Raw genomic sequence first — 18,235 nt, forward strand, 5'->3', positions numbered from 1 at the left:
TGTCTTCATAGCCGGTCTGAATTTCAACGATCATCGTTATTTCTTTAGTATTCTTATGGACGCAATCGCTGTCGCAGCAAGTATCGACGTGGTAAAACGAAGGAAAGCCCCCATCCTCTTAAGGACAGGGGCTTTCCTTCGTTTTCTATTAAGCCGCTTCCTGTTTCCCATCTTCTCTTCGTCGGTGATAGATGACGTTGATTTCTGCTCCGACCATCAAGATGATACCGGTCAGGAAGAACCAAAGCATCAGAACAATGATTCCCCCAAGGCTTCCATAGGTTGCGGAATAGTTACCGAAGTTGGACACGTAGAAAGAAAAGCCTAAAGAAATCAGCTGCCAGAGGACAGCGGTAATGACAGCTCCAGGCAGGATATGATGAAACGGAATATTCTTATTCGGCGCAAAGTGGTACAGTGCCATAAGCACGCCTCCGATGACAGCGACACTGATCACCCACCGGAACACCTGGAACAGAAACGCTGTTTCCCCAGGAAGATTGATGGCATCAAGAATGACCTGACCGAAAACCGGCAGTACGAGTGCGACAGCAATGGCAATAATCATGCCGACAGTCAATACCACCGACAGGAGCCGGACTTTAATAAAGGACCTTGTTTCCTCCACGTTATACGCCTGGTTGGCAGCTTGAATGAAGGCATTGATTCCACTCGAAGCAGACCAGAGTGTACCGAGAATACCGACAGTAAGAAGCCCACCGTTGGGCTGCTCCACTACGTTTATGATGTTATCCCGGAAAATGTTTGCTGCTTCCGGTGTCGAGAAGCTGCCCACCGCATCGACGACCCTTTCCGAATCAATATTCATATAAGGCAGTATGGACAGCAGTAAAATAAGCAGCGGCACAATCGCAAGCAAATAGTAATAGGCCTGCGCCGCTCCAAGCATCGGTATGTTATCCTTTTGAAACTCTTTTATGAGATCTTGTAAATAGCTTTTCGCTTTCTTCATCGATCTGCTCCCTCCTCCACAGACATGTAATTGTCTATCCCCTTTTTTTGTAAGAACTAACCTTCTGAGGATGCAGGAGAGAGGAGAGGCTTACGTCTTTCGCCGGGAAGAGGATGGAATCCCCATCCCGTCCCGGTATTTAGCAACCGTACGACGCGAAATATCTACGTGGAAGGTATCTCTCAATTTATCTGCGAGCCGTTGATCAGACAAAGGACGGGAGCTGTTCTCCTCCTTAATCCAATCACAGAGAATGTCTTTGATCTGCAAAGAGGAGTATGCTTCTCCAACCTGCGATTCGTACCCCTTCACGAAAAAAGACTTAAGCTGTTTCATACCGAGGGGGGTCTGTATCACTTTTCCTGCAACCGCCCGGCTGACGGTGGATTCATGGACCCCCATACGATCGGCAACCTGCCTCAGCGTCAAAGGCTGCAAAGGTTCTCCACTGAAGTACCTTTTCTGATGTTTCATCACTATCCCAGCCACACGCATCAATGTATGCTGCCGCTGTTCAATGCCGCGCATCAACCAGCGGGCCTGCTGGAAGCAGTCTTCAAGAAACAGCTTCGCCTCTTCCTCCTCTTCATGCATCCTACTCAGTATACCATCCCAATGAATGTGTTTTTGGAAAGAGTAAGGATCGCGCAAAAGAAGTCCGTGGTCCTTTTTCTCCACATATAAATCAGGCAGAGCTGTCTCACGAGGTTGTACCTTCGTCTGAATAAGCGGTCGAGGCTGAAGCTCACGGAGAATGGCAAGAGCTCTTTCCGCCTCCCCTTCCGAAACGCCAACTGTCTGCAGCAACTCCCAGTTCCTCCCTGCAAGATCCTCCAGGTGATCTGCTGTCAATTGATAGAGGAGGTGATCCTCTGGATACGTTTCTTCTATCTGCAGAAGTAGAAACTCCTGGAAGTGGAAGCAGCCGGCTCCGAATGGCTCCATATGCATAAGCTGCCGCCTGGCGGAAGAAACCGCTTCTACATCCACCGCCAGAATCACCGCAGCCTCCTCTTCAGATATAGTCAGGAAGCCTTTGTCATCAAGACTTTCAGCAAGAAAGCGAAGAATCTTCTTTTTCTTCTCCTCCCTCTCCAGCCACCTAATTTGTTCGATCAAATCTTCCCGCCAATTCGCGGCATCTGCTGCGAGTTGATCTATTCTATCAATATAAGCATCGTCGTTTCGCGAAGACAGGATGGAAGACATGGAAGCCGGTGGATCAAAAGCAATCATCGGGTTGCTCTCGACCACTTCCCATATGTAATCCCATACCTCAGCCGTCGTATATTGAAGCAGGTTGATGGCCTGTTTCATCTCTGTCGTCATGAATAAACCCGTCGTCTGTTTTTGAGCTAATTCCAGCTTCATCTTTCACACCCCTAAGATAACGCTTTCATATTTAATAATGAACGGTTTCTATCTATCTTTCAAGTTCCATTCCTATGTATAAGAAAAGCCGGCACAAGGCCGGCTTTTCTTCTGTCTGTTTTTAAGAGCGGACACCTTCGTAAAAGGGGGCGCTTATCGTTTCACGTGGAACATTTTGTTAAAGAACATAGGTAGCAAGCGTTTTCTGAACCGCTTCAATCGGGCTGTCTTTCTTAAACAGCTTGACGATCGGTTCGTGTGATCCGGATAACCAGATTTTCAATTCGGAATCCATATCGAAGCTTCCTGCTGTTTCCACACTGAAATGGGTGATGCTCTTATAAGGGATGGAATGATATTCGACCTTCTTACCTGTCATCCCCTGCTTATCTATGAGAAGAAGGCGCTTGTCGGTGAAAAGGAAGGAGTCCCGGAGCACTTTATAACCGCTCTGAATCGCTTCCTTATCTATTAAAATACCATCCAGCTGCTTTTCCAGCTTCTCTACGTCCACTTCACTGGCATTGCCAAGCAGTTCATTCAAAAATCCCATGGTCCTTGCTCCTTTCTACTTCATCATTCGCAGCAGCATACTTTCTCCCGGTTCCAATTCAAGCGTCAGCCGGTTATTCTTTGAGCTGAATATCCGCTTCTTGTTTTCCAGGTGCTGCCACTTCCCTTTCTCGATCGGGATATCGACTTCCCGCTGTTCGTAATGGTTGCGGTTGAACAAGTAAAGAAAACGTCCGTCCGATGCCTGATCACCGAAATGATCGACTCCGTTGTCTACCCAGCGTTCGAAGCAGAAGACATCCTTATCCAAGGCGAACGGCTGCCAGTGCCCTGTTCGGAGAGCATCGTGATCCTGCCTCCACTTTCCGATGTTCCGGTACCAGTCAAGCAGGTCCTCATCTTCTCTTCCCCATGGATACGGCTTCCGGTTATCCGGATCGGCCCCTCCGGTGAGACCCGCTTCATCTCCGTAATAGAGAGAAGGGATGCCCGGGAAGGTGTACATCCATAAGCTGAGAGCTTTGATCTGTTTCCTCACCATTCCCTCTGCACCCTCTTCTCGAAAAGAGGCAGGAAGAAAGCCTGTCAACATTGTTTTAATACGCTCGACATCATGGCTGGACAGCATGTTCATCACGGCATAGAAATATTCTTTCGGATAGTGTTCACATAACGTCAACAGACGCCGGTAGACACTATAGCCGTCCATTTCGCCCTTCATGAAATCAAGCATGATGCGACGGACGGGGTAGTTCATGACGGAGTCCAAAACGCCGCCGAGGAAGTAATCTCTCCGTTTCCCATAGGCTGTTTTGTTTGAGGCATCTTCCCACACCTCGCCGAGCAGCACGCTCGACTCATTCTCTTTCTTGAGCTGGCGGTAGATTTGACGAATCAGATCATCTGTTAATTCATCCGCAACGTCCAGGCGCCAATGGTTCATATTTGATCGCTGCCACGTTTTGATGACACTGTCTTCGTCGTGAACGAGAAAGTTCTGATAGTCTTTGTTTTCTTTATTCAACGTCGGAAGTGTGCCGACTCCCCACCAGGCATCATAATCATCCGGATACTGGTGGAACGTGTACCAGCTGTAATAGGGGGAATCCTTAGACTGGTACGCTCCCAGTGAATCATATTTTCCTTCTCGATTAAAGTAAATGCTGTTGCTGCCTGTATGACTGAATACACCATCAAGCATAACCTCGATTCCATAAGACGAAGCCTCTTCAATAAGCGTCTCAAAAGCTTCCTTGTCTCCAAGCAGTGGATCGATCTTATGATAATCGCCTGTATCATACCTGTGGTTACTCTCCGCTTCAAACACAGGATTCAAATAGATGACTGTCACACCGAGGGATTGGATGTACGAAAGCTTGGAACGAATCCCATCAAGATTTCCCCCGAAAAAATCCCAGCGGATCACTTCGCCCCGTTCGTTGCGTATATAAACCGGATCATTTTCCCAGTGAGCATGGACAAGACTTGTTTCCGGTGCCTTCTCAAGCGACAGCTCCCCTTCGCAATAGAAGCGATCCGGGAAGATTTGATACATCGTCGCATTTTTCCACCACTTAGGCGTCCTGTATGCAGGATCGTACACCGTTATTTGCCAAGACGGTGGGATATGCTCGTATATCTTTCCTTCTCCACTCTCATTACTGCGCTCCCGCCCGTAGTACAACGTCTGGTCTGCGAGAACCACCTCGAAGAAATACCAGATCAGCTGTGGTTCTTCCGGCATTTCTATTGTCACTTCGTAGGAAGCCTGTTGATGACCTTCGCTCCGAACATCCATTTTCTTCGTGTGCTCGTCGTCGGTGCGATCGAGGATATAGTGCAGGATGACCTGGGATGCCTGGTATCTTGCGTGGACATCGATCGCCAGAGTAACAGCAGAACCTCTCGGCGCTGCACCGAAAGGCTCTCGATAAGAAGCTTCAAAACTATTATGATACATCTCTTTTTGTTTCACTGATCCGACCTCCTCCAACATCACTTCAACGACGTTACCCGTTGGATACCCCATATATCGCGGGCATATTCCTGAATCGTCCTGTCACTGGAGAAAACTCCGGATTGGGCGATGTTCACCAGACTCTTCGCGTTCCAAAGGCGTGTTTTCTGATAGTCCTGACTCACTTTCTTCTGCGCGAGCAGATAACTGGCAAAGTCTTTCAAAACGAAGTATTCATCGTTATGCGTCAACAAGGCATCATAGATTTCCTGGAAATCTCTTTCCCCTTTAGAGAAGGGACTGTAATGGAGCAGTTCATCAAGGGTATTACGAATCCGTTCGTCCTGGTTATACATCGCTTTCGCTGAGTAGGAACCGTTATGGTAATAATCCCATACTTCGTCCGAGCGTAATCCGAATATATAGATGTTGTCATCACCGACCAGGTCATGGATTTCCACATTCGCTCCATCCATCGTTCCCACCGTCAAAGCCCCGTTCATCATGAACTTCATATTCCCTGTTCCGGAGGCTTCCTTCGTAGCAAGGGAAATCTGTTCACTTACGTTGCTCGCAGGAATCATCTTCTCTGCAATCGACACCGAATAGTTCGGAAGGAAAACGACCTTAATATATTCATTCACTGCCTTATCGTTATTGACGACGTCAGCGATTCTATTGATTAATTGTATGACCTTTTTAGCAAAATGATAGCTTGGTGCCGCCTTCGCTCCGAAGAAGAACGTGCGCGGTACAATGTCCAATGTCGGGTCGGACTTTAATTCATTGTATAAATGCATAATATGAAGTGCGTTAAGCAATTGGCGTTTGTAGCCGTGCAGCCGCTTGATGTGGACGTCAAAGATGGAATTCGGGTCAACGATGATCCCCTGCGTTTCCTTCACCCAGTTGGAGAAATCTTTCTTATTCTCCTGTTTGATATCATGAAGCCGATCTAAAAAGGAAGCATCTTCTTTATGATCCAGCAGACGCTTCAGCTCGCCTGGTTTCTCTATCCACCCATCACCGATCGTATCGGTTACAGCGGAGGCAAGTTTCTGGTTGGCATGCATCAACCAACGGCGGTGGGTGATGCCGTTCGTCTTGTTGTTGAATCGGTCGGGGAACGTATTGTAGAAGCGTTTCATTTCTCTTTCTTTCAATATATCCGTGTGCAGTTTGGCGACACCATTAACGCTGTGGCTGCCTACAATGGATAAGTGGGCCATTTTCACCTGTCCGTCCGCCACGATGGCAAGGTCGGCAATCCGGTTGAAATCCCCGGGGAACGTCCGCCAGAGCTCCTGACAGAAACGCTCATTGATTTCATCTATGATCATAAAAATTCTTGGCAGCAAAGACCTTACAAGCCCTACAGGCCATGATTCCAAAGCTTCGCTCAATGTCGTGTGGTTGGTGTACGACACGGATGATTGAGTAATCTCCCATGCCTCCTCCCAGCCTACGCCTTTCTCATCCATGAGAATCCGCATCAATTCAGGAATGACGAGTGCGGGGTGCGTATCGTTAATATGCAGGGCTGCTTTCTCAGGGAATTCCGACCACGGCAGATCCAACGCCTCGAACGTGCGGATGATGGATTGGACGCCTGCAGAAACAAGGAAGTATTCCTGCTTCAGCCGCAGCTTCTTGCCTTCCTCATTGGAGTCATCGGGATAAAGGAATTCCGATATCCTCTCCAAAGAACGCTTATGATGCAGGAAGTGGCCGAATTCCCCTTCCCGCTCCGCTTTCTGAAGCGTATCGGAAACAGTGGGCTCCGCAGACCACAGCCGCAGCGTATTCACCGTTTCATTGCTATAGCCGACGACAGGGACATCATACGGAACAGCCAGAATCTGTTCTTCATCTGTATAGTGGAATCGGAGGACACCGTCTTTATCCTTCTCGGACGAGACGCGGCCGCCGAAGCGAACCGTAACGGCCTCTTCCGGGCGACGGGTTTCCCATACGAAGCCGTCCTGGAGCCAGTGATCCGGGAGCTCCACTTGCTTGCCATCGACGATGTGCTGGTCGAACATGCCGTATTTATAGCGGATTCCATACCCATGTCCAGCTAACTCCAGCGAAGCAAGGGAATCGAGGAAGCATGCAGCTAAGCGGCCAAGCCCGCCATTACCGAGACCGGCATCGCTTTCCTGCTCTTCTATATCCGAAAGGGAAAGGTTCAGGTCTGCCAGCCCTTCCTCCACCACCGACAGCACCTTTTCATTTAACAGGTTGTTACCGAGCAGACGCCCCATCAGAAATTCCATGGAGAAATAATAGACCTGCTTTGTCTTGCTTTGTCTATACTCTTCATTGGTCTTCAGCCAATGCTTATTGATCTTCTCCTGGAGCAGACCACTGAGCGCACGGTACGTATCATACGTCGTAGCGTTATCGATCGATTTCCCCAGGTTTCCTTCCAACCGCCTCTGGAACTCCTTTTTGAATTCCTCTTTATCACTGAACATCACCATAACGGTTTCCTCCTGTCCCCCCTGCTAACGGAACATAGATTGATAGAGATCCATGTACTGTTGGGCAGAGTTTTTCCAAGTGAACTTACTCTTGCAAATGTTCTTCACAAGCGTTTGCCAAGCATCAGCATCTTGATACATTGCAAGGGCCCTGCGGATGGTGTACAGCATGTCATGGGCGTTGTAATTCGTAAACGTGAAACCGTTTCCCTCTCCCGTCTCCTCATTATATGGCTGGACGGTGTCTACAAGTCCACCTGTTTCCCGTACGATTGGTGCCGTTACATAGCGAAGTGCGAGCAGTTGCCCGATTCCGCACGGCTCGAAGCGGGACGGCATAAGAAACAGGTCGCTTGCCGCGTAAATCTGCCTGGATAAGGCTTCGGAGAAACGGATGTTCGTCGACATTTTCTCTGGGTGCCTGTCATGTGCCCATTGAAGCATCTGTTCATATTGATATTCTCCTGTACCGAGCAGAACGATTTGAACATCCTCATGATACAGTAGTTCATCAATGACCCGCCCGATTAAATCGAACCCTTTCTGCTCGACCAGCCTGGAAACGATGCCAATCATCGGGACATCTTTCCGGACCGGCAAACCGAGTTCTGCCTGCAGCCACATCTTGTTCTGCCCTTTCTTAATTAGGGAGCTGCGATACGGGAAGGCGAGCGACTCGTCTTTCATAGGATCATAGTTTCGGTCATCAATTCCGTTGACAATGCCAATTAATTCATCGGTGCGCTTTCGGAGTACTCCGTCTAGGTTTTCCCCATAATACGGTGTTTGAATCTCTTTTGCGTAAGTTTCACTGACGGTCGTGATGAAATCGGCGTAGTTCAAGGCGCCTTTCATGAAGTTGATGTCTCCAAAAAATTCGAAAGCATCGTCTCTCATCATCGATTCATCAAAGTCCATTAAATCGTGAAGCACGGATTGGGCGAAGACCCCCTGATACTTTAAATTATGGATGGTGAACACCGTTTTCATACCTTGAAGTTTCTCGACCTCTTTATAATGGGTATGTAAGAATACCGGAATCAACCCCGTCTGCCAGTCGTGACAGTGAAGAATGTCAGGAGTCCAGTCCATCCTGCACACCAATTCCATGACGGCCCGGTTGAAGAAGACAAACCGTTCGGCTTCATCGCCGTACCCATAAAGGTTCGAGCGTTTGAAGTAATACTCGTTATCTATGAAATATACAGGGATGCCTTCATACTCCAGGTACTCGATCCCGGCATATTGATTGCGCCAGCCGAGTTGGACATCAAGCGCCTCAAGGTGGGTCATTTGCTGCTTCCACTCGTCCGCCATATTCTCGTATTTAGGAAGGACCACACGTACATCAGCGCCTTGATCCTTCAATGCCTGCGGCAGAGAACCGAGTACGTCCGCCAATCCTCCTGTCTTGATAAAAGGGGTGCATTCAGATCCAATCATCAATACTTTCATTATTTATTCACTCCTCCAATTAATGTGCGGGGGACCGCCTCTTGCGTCTTACGCGAAAGGGACTGACCAGAGTGATGCGTCCAGACAGTCCCTTATGTTAGTCATTCATTTTTGATAACGTTCGTTTACATCGTCCTTCTCTTGGCGATAACAAACGGTTTCTCCGGGGCACCGATCAGCGTTTTGCCGCGGGAGATGCTGCAGTCTTTATCAAGGATGACATTCTCGAGAACAGCATTGCTTTCAATTTCGCAGCGCTGCATGATGATCGAGTTTTTAATGACGGCTCCTTCTCCTACTTTCACACCTCGGAAAAGGATGCTGTCTTCCACATGACCCTCGATGACACAGCCGTTTGCGACCATCGTATTGGTGACGTTGGACGTTTCCGTATAGTTGGAAGGCGCTTCATTCTTCACTTTTGTGAAAATAGGTGCTTCTTCCTTAAACAGTGCATCATGTTCGTCTGCATCAAGCAGTTTGGAACTGTTGCGGTAGTAGCTTTCCACGGAATTGATCAAAGCATGAGTTCCTTCATATTCATACGCATGGACATGGATGTCCGGAATCTTCGACTTGATCCCGTCCAGGAAAAAGTTCGAGCAGCCGTGTGCGATACACTTCTCGATCAGCTCATACAAATACTGCTTCTCGATGATGTACATATCCATGTACACATTGGAATTGCTGTGATCATTGTGAATAGCTGTCACCCGGTTGTCTGCATCCAGATCCAGCTTGTGGGCTCGATGGAACTCCGGATAAAGCTCTTCTACTTTCGTATAGACGACCGTTACATCCGCTCCTGATTCCTTATGTTCACGGAGGACATCCTGGAAGTCAATGTTGCAGATGTTCTGGGAACCGGAAACGACGATATAATCTGCAAGTGTCCGGTTGATGAAGTCTATATTGTTGTGGAAATGCTGCAGATCCCCACGGGAAATGTCCGTCGGATCATTCCAGTCCGGCGGCAAAATGAATAATCCGCCGCGCATCCTGTCCAAATCCCATGCTTTCCCTTGTTCCAAGTGATCCATAAGTGAGCGGTACTTACGACGCGCGAACACAGCCACGGATTCAATTCTGGAATTGGTCATGTTCGAAATTGTAAAGTCGATCATCCGGTAACGGCCGGCGAATGGTACAGCCGCTCCGCACCGGAAATAAGTCAGTTCGTCCATCATGTCTTGTTCGTGATCTAAGTTTATGATTCCTGCAATACGATCCATAATATCCTCCCTTTAACTATTCGTTGCGTAGCTTGTCGCAAGGACGCTGCCTTCATCTGCTACAAGCGTGATTTCACTGTCTGGTGAAGGGTCGCCGATGACGGCTCCGTCTTCAATGACGCTGCCTTTGGAGATGATCGCGCGGTGTATCTTCACGTTCTTGCCGATCTTCACGTCCGGCATGATGACGGAATCTTTCACGACGGAAGACTCGCCGACATGCACACCGTAAAAAATAATCGATGTATCAACCGTTCCATAAATCCGGCAGCCTTCATTGACGAGGGCATTCCGGACGGAGCCTCTCGGTGCAATGTACTGCGGCGGCTGGTTCGGATTCTTCGAATAGATGCGCCATCTGTGATCGTTGAGGTCGAGCTCAGGGTTCTTCTTCAACAGATCCATATTCGCTTCCCACAGACTATCGACCGTACCGACATCCTTCCAGTATCCTTCGAACTGGAATGCCATCAGCTTTTTATAATCATAAAGAAGAGCAGGGATGATATCTTTCCCGAAATCATGGGAGGAATCTTCTTTCTCCGCATCATCGATCAAATAACGCTTCAATACTTCCCATTTGAAGATATATACACCCATCGACGCCAGGTTGCTCTTCGGAAATTCAGGTTTCTCATCAAACTCGGTAATGCTTCCATCATCATCGGTATTCATGATCCCGAAGCGGCTCGCTTCTTCCCAAGGGACTTCGATGACAGAGATCGTCGCATCTGCATCCGTCTTCTTGTGGTGGTCGAGCATCGCATTGTAATCCATCTTATAGATATGGTCACCGGAAAGCACCAGTACGTGTTCCGGATCATATTGGTTAAGGAATTTCAAATTACGGTAGATGGCGTTCGCTGTCCCAGAATACCAACCTCCGCCTGCTGCCTGCATGAAAGGCGGCAGTACAGAAACGCCTCCGTATTTACGATCCAAATCCCACGTGTCCCCGATTCCGATATAATCGTTCAGGATCAGTGGTTCGTATTGTGTGAGAACACCGACCGTATCGATGCCGGAGTTCGTGCAGTTACTTAATGGAAAATCAATGATCCGGTATTTTCCGCCAAAATAGACGGCTGGTTTCGCAATTTGTTTGGTTAATGATTTCAGTCGTGTCCCTTGACCGCCGGCCAAAAGCATCGCAACGCATTCTTTATTTTTCATGATTTTCCTCCTTGGATACTGAAGTTCTCTTCAAGAAGCTCACACCGAGCGGGGGAATCGTCATGGTAATATGTTGATCCTGTCCTTGCCATGGAGAAGGTACTGTTTCCAGCGGCAGTCCGTTCGTCTGCCCAGAACCTCCGAAGTGTTCCGCATCACTCGAGAAAATTTCTTTGTATGAGCCGTTTTTCGGGACCCCTACTTTGTAGTCGTGATAAACTTCCGGTGTGAAGTTACATACCACTACCAGCTGATCATTGGACGTACGGCTGTTGCGTACGAACGATACGATGCTCTGCTCGTAGTTGTTGGGATCGATCCATGTGAATCCTTCCGGTTTGTGATCGAACTCCCACAGGGCGGGCATGTCCTTATACAAACGATGCAATTGTTTCGTGTATTCCAAAATGGAGGCGTGGGATTCGTAATCGAGCAGTTCCCAATCCAAGTCCTCTAAGTCCTTCCATTCATCGAATTGACCGAATTCACCTCCCATGAATAAAAGTTTCTTCCCTGGATGGGCGTACATAAAGGCGAGAAAAGCACGCAGATTGGCGAATTTCTGCCAGTAGTCCCCAGGCATTTTATTTAATAACGACTTCTTACCATGAACGACTTCATCATGAGAAATCGGTAATACAAAGTTTTCGGAAAATGCATAATGGATCGAGAAGGTAATCAGGTTGTGATGGTACTTCCGATGAATCGGATCCATCTCCATGTACTTGAGCATGTCATTCATCCAACCCATGTTCCATTTATAATTGAACCCGAGGCCTCCGATATAAGTCGGAGCGCTAACCATCGGCCAGGACGTGGATTCCTCAGCCATCATAAGCGTATCGGGGATTTCTTCGAAAACGGATTCATTCATTTGTTTGATGAACGTTACAGCTTCCAGGTTTTCTCTTCCGCCGTATTCATTCAGCTCCCATTCCCCGTCTTCCTTACCGAAGTCGAGGTAGAGCATACTGGCGACGGCATCGACACGGAGCCCGTCCAGATGGTATTCCTTAAGCCAGTAAACAGCGTTTGAAATGAGAAAGCTCTTCACTTCGTTCCTTGCAAAGTCGAACGTAAGCGTTCCCCATTGGGTTTTCTCCGCTTTCTTAGGATCGGCATACTCATAAAGCGCTTCTCCGTCGAAGCGTCTCAGTCCGTGCTCGTCCTTGCAGAAGTGACCTGGGACCCAGTCCAATATGACACCGATTCCAGAATTGTGACAGCGGTCGACAAAATATTTGAAATCATCCGGGGTGCCGTAGCGGGAGGTGACGGAGTAGTAGCCTGTCGCCTGATATCCCCAGGAGCGGTCGAACGGGTGCTCCGTCATAGGTAGTAATTCGATGTGGGTGTAACCGAGGTCCTTAACATACGGAATGACCATATCTGCATACTCCCGAAAATTATAGAAGACTTCCGGTTCAATATTCTTCCATGACCCTAAATGAAGCTCATAGATGGACATCGGAGATTCATACGGGTTCTTCGCCTTCCGTTCTTGCATCCACTGATGATCTTTCCACTCATAACCATCCAGCGGATAGACGACGGAAGCGGTATCGGGGCGCAGTTCGCTGGAAAATGCGTAAGGGTCAGCCTTCAATCTCAAATGTCCGTGTGCGGTCAGGATTTCGTATTTATAGATCGTCCCTGAATCGAGATTCGGGATGAACGCCACCCATATCCCGTTATCATTGACTTTCTCCATCGGGTTCTCCCGTCCATCCCAGTCGTTGAACATACCGACGACGCTTACACGGACAGCATTAGGGGCCCATACGGCAAAGCGGATGCCCTGCTTTCCATTCCGCGTTTCGGGATGAGCACCGAGCAGTCGGTAACTGTACCGGAGATTCCCTTGATGGAACAAGTAGATATCATGCTCTAAAGTTGTATCCTGAACCACATCATCACTCCTCATGAATGTTCTTCACCAGCCTTATGCCGTTGTTTTACACCGGCCTGTTGAGAACGTTTTAATATGCTTATATTCATCATAAATTTTGGCGAACGCTTTTACAATTAAAATTAATGAAAATATTCTGAAAAGTTTTGTCGGATATTGTCGAATTTTCCCAAATTAATGCCAAAATCACTTATAATAGGTTCGCAATTTTCGGAAATCGCTTTCATATGATGTCGATTCCCTTTTTATTACAAAAGAAAACGGTTTATTACATATTTTTACACATCGCATAGTTTTCTCAAATGCGTTTCAGACAAAAAAAATAGTGGTATAGCTTTAGAAACCAAAATTAACGAGGTGAACAGTCATGTCATTAGCAGGGATCAGCCTACTAATCATCGCCATCGCATTCGCATTCATCAGTATCTATGTCGTCAAAACGCTGAAGGCGGCAGCCAGCACCATGACCAGCGTCTCCCATACATTAGAGAAAGTGGAGGGACAGATGCAGGGAATTACCACAGAATCAGAACATCTCCTTAAGAAGACGAACACGATCGCTTCCGATATCGAATCGAAAACACAAACCTTAGACGGACTTTTCGACACCATTAATAATGTAGGGTCGACTGTCGGTAACGTAAACCAGTCCCTGCAGGGCATGAGTGAGAGTGTCGCCCATGCTTCCCACCAAAAGGATGAAAAGGTGGTCAAGGCGCTCCAATGGGGCGATGCGGCCATCGAACTTTATTTGAAATGGAAACGGAAAAATGCAAAATAAAAGGAGGCAGCTCATATGGATTTCTTAGGAATTGGAGTATTGATCATCGGCATCGCCTTTGCCATCGTATCAATCTTCCTGATTAAAGCACTGAATAATTTAGCCAATGTCCTCAAAGGCGTAAGAAAGACGGTGGATCAGCTGCCGGAGCAGTTGGATTCTGTCATAAAGGAAACGACCGGCGTCCTCCATCAAAGCAACGATACGCTGGCAGATGTGAATGAAAAGATCCGTGCTCTCAGCCCACTCTTCTATATCGTGGGCGACATTGGGGAATCTTCCCGTAAATTAACCTCTTCTCTCGTTGATGTGACCCACACGATCAAGACGAGCACCCACGAGGGAGAACAGAAAATTAACGAGGAAGGCTGGCGCGGCATTTACGGGGCCCTCGCCTTGACGTATTATTTAAGCCAGAAGCGAAAAGCGCTGAAATCCGCCCAGATCAAGAGTACGTCTGTATGAAGAAGGACAGCGACTGGATAATCGGAGGAGCTTCAGGGGTTCTCGCGGGATATACGGCACGATCGATAAGCAAAGATCCATCCATCACGAAGATGAAATGGTACAGAAAGAAGAAAGAGCTATATGAAACAGGTCTTTCCGGACACCAGTATCTTCAGGAATCAAAGAAGGAGCTGCAACAGGCAGCTGCCGCAAATACGAAACAGAAAGGGGATATTAAGATGACACAAACGAATGGAAACGCAACACAAACAAAAAAACGAGGGAAACTGCCGTTGGCCATGCTGACTGGAGCAGTGATCGGGGGAGCATTTGTTCTAATTAAAAACCCCGAAGAACGAAAGCGTATCATGGAGGGAACGAAATCCACCAAAAATGCCGTAACAGGCTATGCCTCCGAGGTGAAAGAGGACCCGAAAGCGAAGAAGGATGACCTCTTAACCCGCATCCAGAACGTTGTAACCATCGCTAACGAAGCCATTACAACCGTTCAGGAAGTCTTCAATAACCAAGGCAAGGAAATTACTGAAAAAGTGAAAGATATTAAAGAAGAGTCCGAAGCCATTATCCATACGGCAAAAGACGCCGGAGAGGACCTGCAGGAGGTAGGCGGTAAGGCGAAGGAAGCGAAAGAAGAGCTGACAGAGTCGAAGGAAGAGCCTTCCGTCCAACAGGAAAAAGTCGTGGAAGTAAACGCTCAACGATGATGAGGTAGACGAAAAGCGCCGGATCCGTAGTAGGATCCGGCGCTTTTTTATTATTCCGTGACTTGTGTAAGACGCTGGGAAGAAGCAGCGACATCCGTTACCGCTGCATTTATTTCCTGGATTGATTCCGCAAACGCAGCAAGCTCTGCTTCTACGCTGTCACTGAAAGCCTTGTTCTCCCCCATTGCCTCAACAATTCCGGTGAAGAATTTGTTGATGTGCTGCATGCTTTCGGTGCTCTGACGGACGGCCCCATCCATCTGCGTCACGCTGGCAGACACCTTGTGGATTTGAGAGCTTGTCATCGTGATAAGCGCTGCTACTTCTTCCACAGATGCTTTCGTCTGTTCGGAGAGCTTCCTTACTTCATTGGCAACAACTGTGAAGCCTGCTCCATGTTCCCCCGCCCGTGCAGCTTCAATAGACGCGTTTAAGGACAGTAAATTCGTCTGCTCGGCTATGGACGATACAATGGTGACAATTTTGCTGATCTGTTCCGCTGTCCCTTGGAGGTGGTTCATATCGGCTGTAATCGAATCGATCTGCCCTTTCATTTCATCCATTTGTGATTGCTGGACCTGCAGGCGGTCCTGTCCTTCTAAAGATTGTCGCTCTACATCATGAGAAATACGCACCCCTTCTCTTGATGCTGCGACGATGTTCTTCGTCTGGTCTGTCAGATGTTCGGTAGAGGCACTGGCCTGCTGGGATACAGCTGCGACCTCCTCCGACATCCGGTCGATCCTCGTATAGGCCTCCATGCGCTTATGTACTTCCACTTCCCGCAGACCTGCCGCCTCCTCTTCAAACATTTCCAAAACCAACTGCTGCTCCAGATTCAAGATTTTTGTCACCGCACGAAGTGCTTCCAGAAACTGAGGACCGGTTCCAAGTTCCCGAGAGAAAATATCCAGAAAGGAATGGGTGAGATCCTGGAACGCGCACATATACCACTTCGGTTTCAGCCCGATTCTCAAGTGAACAGAAGCGATCGTCCGCCTCTTCTCCAAAAACGCTTCGTCGATGATTCCTGTAAACATTTCTTCTATGTGTCTCCTGAGCGTCTGCTTCAACCGATCGACGGAGCTGGTTTCCTCAATGATGGCGGTCAAGGACGGTTCCTTCTGTAAGTTGGCATAGAATTGATCGACGACTGCACCGATATTAACGGCTACAACAGGTTGGAGCGACTGGAGAACGGCCAGATCGGGCTCTGTCAACCCGATCATGTCACACTGCCTCTTCACATCCGTCCCTTCTACGAGATGGAGCTCTCCACTGAATTTTTCTTCTATTGGTAATGTTGGCGTCTGCTTCTTCTTAAATAACAATGCCTTTTCCTCCCTCACTCACGCTTCTATACGTATGTATCGACATAGAAAGTACGGTTTTAAGCCATTTGATAAAAAAAGGAAAAGACGCAAAAAGGCCCGCCATATAGGCGGACCCGTATCGAAGTACCGTTAGTAACGGCCTCGATCGATATATTCATTCGGCTCTTGACCGAACTCCGTACTGTGGTTCTTGAATTGGGCAAGGCGGCCGTTTCGATGCTCACCTTTGCTCTTCGTCTCTTTAAACTGACGATTGTGTTTCTTCTCTTTATTGCCCATGGTTTTCACCTCGTGTAAAACATGATGTCTTACACCCCTATTCTTCGTCCATTCCGGCTGATTTATGCATGGCTCCGAAAGGAAACAGGAGGGGTTGTATCCCATTTTTCCAAATGACGGCGGAAGCAGTGCATGACAAGCAGATGGGCTTTGGCCTGTGTATATTTATAAAAGAACCAAGGGATCGACGGCATGTAATCATGAATCGCTACGATCGCTTCATTCTTACCGGGAATTTTTCGAAATTCAAGCCGGCCCCGCTCATTCTTATCGACATCGGCCAGAACGCCGCCGGAAATATAATAAAGCGCCCGGTCTCTCGTACTTCGATCAGCGGCATACGTAAGTTCAAGCAGGGGCGTCCGGTTAAAGATGACACCGATCCGGCAATGGCTGGCATCAAAAACCGTCGTCTTCACCCACGGATTGAGTACCCGCTCCAGCCAGCGCACGTAATATTTTGCAATCCAGTCTGCAGAGTGACCCGTTGGCAGCGGAATCCTCTGCACAGACCGCACATCCTGCTGGATGGGAGAGAACTTCGGCTTGAATCGGCCCTTTTTCTTCGGTGCTTCTTCCTCTAAAGCAGCCCTCGCCGCTTCTTCAAACGTTATGCTTCCTTCACTCAGTCCTTTCACGCGGTTCTCTTCCTGCACAATCATCGGATGCACAAGGCTTTCAATTAATGGGTAAACCATTTCTTTAGGCGAACCTGTCACAAGACGCACCCACAGCTTGGACAATTGAATGGTTAGAAAAGGAACATCGATCATCTTCGGGCTGCGGTTCATGACGGCGGCGAGTTTTGCCATCATCTCCTCATAAGTCATCACTTCCGGACCGCCGACGTCGACAGCCTTCCCTGCCAGTTCTCTATTATCAATGCTCTTATCCAGCGTAGTGAGTACGTCCGGAAGAGCAATCGGCTGCGTCTTCGTCCGCGTCCACCTTGGTAAGACCATAAACGGCAGCCGCTTCACCAAATTCTTCAAAATCGGAAAAGAGGAGCCGGAGGGACCCACGATAAGCCCTGCCCGGATCGTCGTGACCGGTGTCCCGTATGCTCCGAGAATTTCTTCTACTTCCAGGCGGCTCCTTAAGTGAGGGGACAGCGGACGCCCATCATCCGGAACGATCCCGCTTAAGTAAATGATTTGCTGTACGCCCTGCTTTTTAGCTGCCTGTGCGAAGTTATCGGCAAGGATGACGTCCATGTCTTCAAACGACCCTTGGGTCAACTTCGCTGAGGGAAGCATCGAATGGACGAGGTAGACAGCAATATCGGCACCCTCCAGTCCTCTTTCCGCATCAATCAACGAATATAAGTCACAGGACTTCCAATGAATATGGGGCTCGTCCTCCTTATCATCCCCATTTCTTGATAATGCGATAATGTCATGATTTTTTACCAATTTTTTCATTAAATTACGGCCGATATACCCACTTGCACCAGCGACTACGACCTTTTTTCTCGGCTCTGTCATGGCTTCACTTCCTTCTTTATTTCCTATGTACCCGGATACCATATGCTAATAACTCGACAAAATTCGCCGAATTTCGAGTTTTATGGTAAAATTCCCGAGGTGACACCTACATATTCCAT

At 48.2% G+C, this 18,235-nt stretch carries 15 protein-coding genes; 3 read left to right on the forward strand and 12 right to left on the reverse strand.

Features of this window, described 5'->3' with window-relative positions; translation table 11 throughout:
* Window positions 1–148: 148 nt before the first annotated feature.
* The 9 genes from QRD89_RS18270 to glgB all read right to left on the reverse strand — a co-directional run bounded on the left by QRD89_RS18270 (window position 149) and on the right by glgB (window position 13,066).
* Window positions 149–973 (reverse strand): YihY/virulence factor BrkB family protein, encoded by an 825-nt coding sequence (locus tag QRD89_RS18270; protein WP_008633649.1) that lies wholly within the window; start codon window positions 971–973, stop codon window positions 149–151.
* Between the two features lie 90 nt (window positions 974–1,063).
* The gene (gene rpoN / locus QRD89_RS18275) at window positions 1,064–2,344 is read right to left on the reverse strand and encodes an RNA polymerase factor sigma-54 (protein WP_286095984.1); all 1,281 of its coding nucleotides are present in this window, start codon (window positions 2,342–2,344) and stop codon (window positions 1,064–1,066) included.
* A gap of 178 nt (window positions 2,345–2,522) precedes the next feature.
* Window positions 2,523–2,897 (reverse strand): PH domain-containing protein, encoded by a 375-nt coding sequence (locus tag QRD89_RS18280; RefSeq protein WP_286095985.1) that lies wholly within the window; start codon window positions 2,895–2,897, stop codon window positions 2,523–2,525.
* Window positions 2,898–2,912: 15 nt separating this feature from the next.
* Window positions 2,913–4,832 carry a glycoside hydrolase family 13 protein gene (locus tag QRD89_RS18285; protein ID WP_026577726.1) on the reverse strand — a complete coding sequence of 640 codons (1,920 nt, stop codon included), beginning with the start codon at window positions 4,830–4,832 and terminating at the stop codon, window positions 2,913–2,915.
* A 20-nt stretch (window positions 4,833–4,852) separates the two neighbouring features.
* Window positions 4,853–7,291: a glycogen/starch/alpha-glucan phosphorylase gene (locus tag QRD89_RS18290; protein ID WP_286096897.1), complete on the reverse strand. Its 2,439-nt coding sequence runs from the start codon at window positions 7,289–7,291 to the stop codon at window positions 4,853–4,855.
* Window positions 7,292–7,321: 30 nt separating this feature from the next.
* Window positions 7,322–8,752, reverse strand: coding sequence for a glycogen synthase GlgA (gene glgA / locus QRD89_RS18295; protein WP_008633660.1), 1,431 nt, complete (start codon window positions 8,750–8,752; stop codon window positions 7,322–7,324).
* Window positions 8,753–8,877: 125 nt separating this feature from the next.
* Window positions 8,878–9,984 carry a glucose-1-phosphate adenylyltransferase subunit GlgD gene (gene glgD / locus QRD89_RS18300; RefSeq protein ID WP_026577724.1) on the reverse strand — a complete coding sequence of 369 codons (1,107 nt, stop codon included), beginning with the start codon at window positions 9,982–9,984 and terminating at the stop codon, window positions 8,878–8,880.
* Between the two features lie 12 nt (window positions 9,985–9,996).
* Window positions 9,997–11,157 carry a glucose-1-phosphate adenylyltransferase gene (locus tag QRD89_RS18305; RefSeq protein WP_035388126.1) on the reverse strand — a complete coding sequence of 387 codons (1,161 nt, stop codon included), beginning with the start codon at window positions 11,155–11,157 and terminating at the stop codon, window positions 9,997–9,999.
* Window positions 11,147–13,066 (reverse strand): 1,4-alpha-glucan branching protein GlgB, encoded by a 1,920-nt coding sequence (gene glgB, locus QRD89_RS18310; protein ID WP_008633666.1) that lies wholly within the window; start codon window positions 13,064–13,066, stop codon window positions 11,147–11,149. Before glgB ends, QRD89_RS18305 begins: the two co-directional genes overlap by 11 nt.
* Before the next feature lie 367 nt (window positions 13,067–13,433).
* Here glgB and QRD89_RS18315 point away from each other — a divergent pair, with 367 nt between their 5' ends.
* From QRD89_RS18315 to QRD89_RS18325, 3 genes are read left to right on the forward strand one after another with little or no spacing between them, the layout of a single operon-like run.
* Window positions 13,434–13,847 (forward strand): DUF948 domain-containing protein, encoded by a 414-nt coding sequence (locus QRD89_RS18315; RefSeq protein WP_008633669.1) that lies wholly within the window; start codon window positions 13,434–13,436, stop codon window positions 13,845–13,847.
* 15 nt (window positions 13,848–13,862) lie between these two features.
* Window positions 13,863–14,312 carry a DUF948 domain-containing protein gene (locus QRD89_RS18320; RefSeq protein ID WP_286095986.1) on the forward strand — a complete coding sequence of 150 codons (450 nt, stop codon included), beginning with the start codon at window positions 13,863–13,865 and terminating at the stop codon, window positions 14,310–14,312.
* Window positions 14,309–15,019, forward strand: coding sequence for a hypothetical protein (locus tag QRD89_RS18325; RefSeq protein WP_008633673.1), 711 nt, complete (start codon window positions 14,309–14,311; stop codon window positions 15,017–15,019). The genes QRD89_RS18320 and QRD89_RS18325 overlap by 4 nt, the downstream gene beginning before the upstream one ends.
* A 50-nt stretch (window positions 15,020–15,069) precedes the next feature.
* On the opposite strand, the gene QRD89_RS18330 is transcribed toward QRD89_RS18325, so the two are convergent.
* From QRD89_RS18330 to QRD89_RS18340, 3 genes are all read right to left on the reverse strand, one after another.
* Window positions 15,070–16,350, reverse strand: a complete 1,281-nt coding sequence (locus QRD89_RS18330; protein ID WP_286095987.1) for a globin-coupled sensor protein — start codon at window positions 16,348–16,350, stop codon at window positions 15,070–15,072.
* 132 nt (window positions 16,351–16,482) lie between these two features.
* Window positions 16,483–16,632, reverse strand: a complete 150-nt coding sequence (locus QRD89_RS18335; protein WP_008633681.1) for a hypothetical protein — start codon at window positions 16,630–16,632, stop codon at window positions 16,483–16,485.
* Window positions 16,633–16,694: 62 nt separating this feature from the next.
* Window positions 16,695–18,116 carry an NAD(P)H-binding protein gene (locus QRD89_RS18340; RefSeq protein ID WP_286095988.1) on the reverse strand — a complete coding sequence of 474 codons (1,422 nt, stop codon included), beginning with the start codon at window positions 18,114–18,116 and terminating at the stop codon, window positions 16,695–16,697.
* Window positions 18,117–18,235: the final 119 nt, after the last annotated feature.

Origin of the sequence: Halobacillus sp. ACCC02827 (assembly GCF_030291935.1) — a bacterium.
Taxonomy (GTDB): domain Bacteria; phylum Bacillota; class Bacilli; order Bacillales; family Halobacillaceae; genus Halobacillus.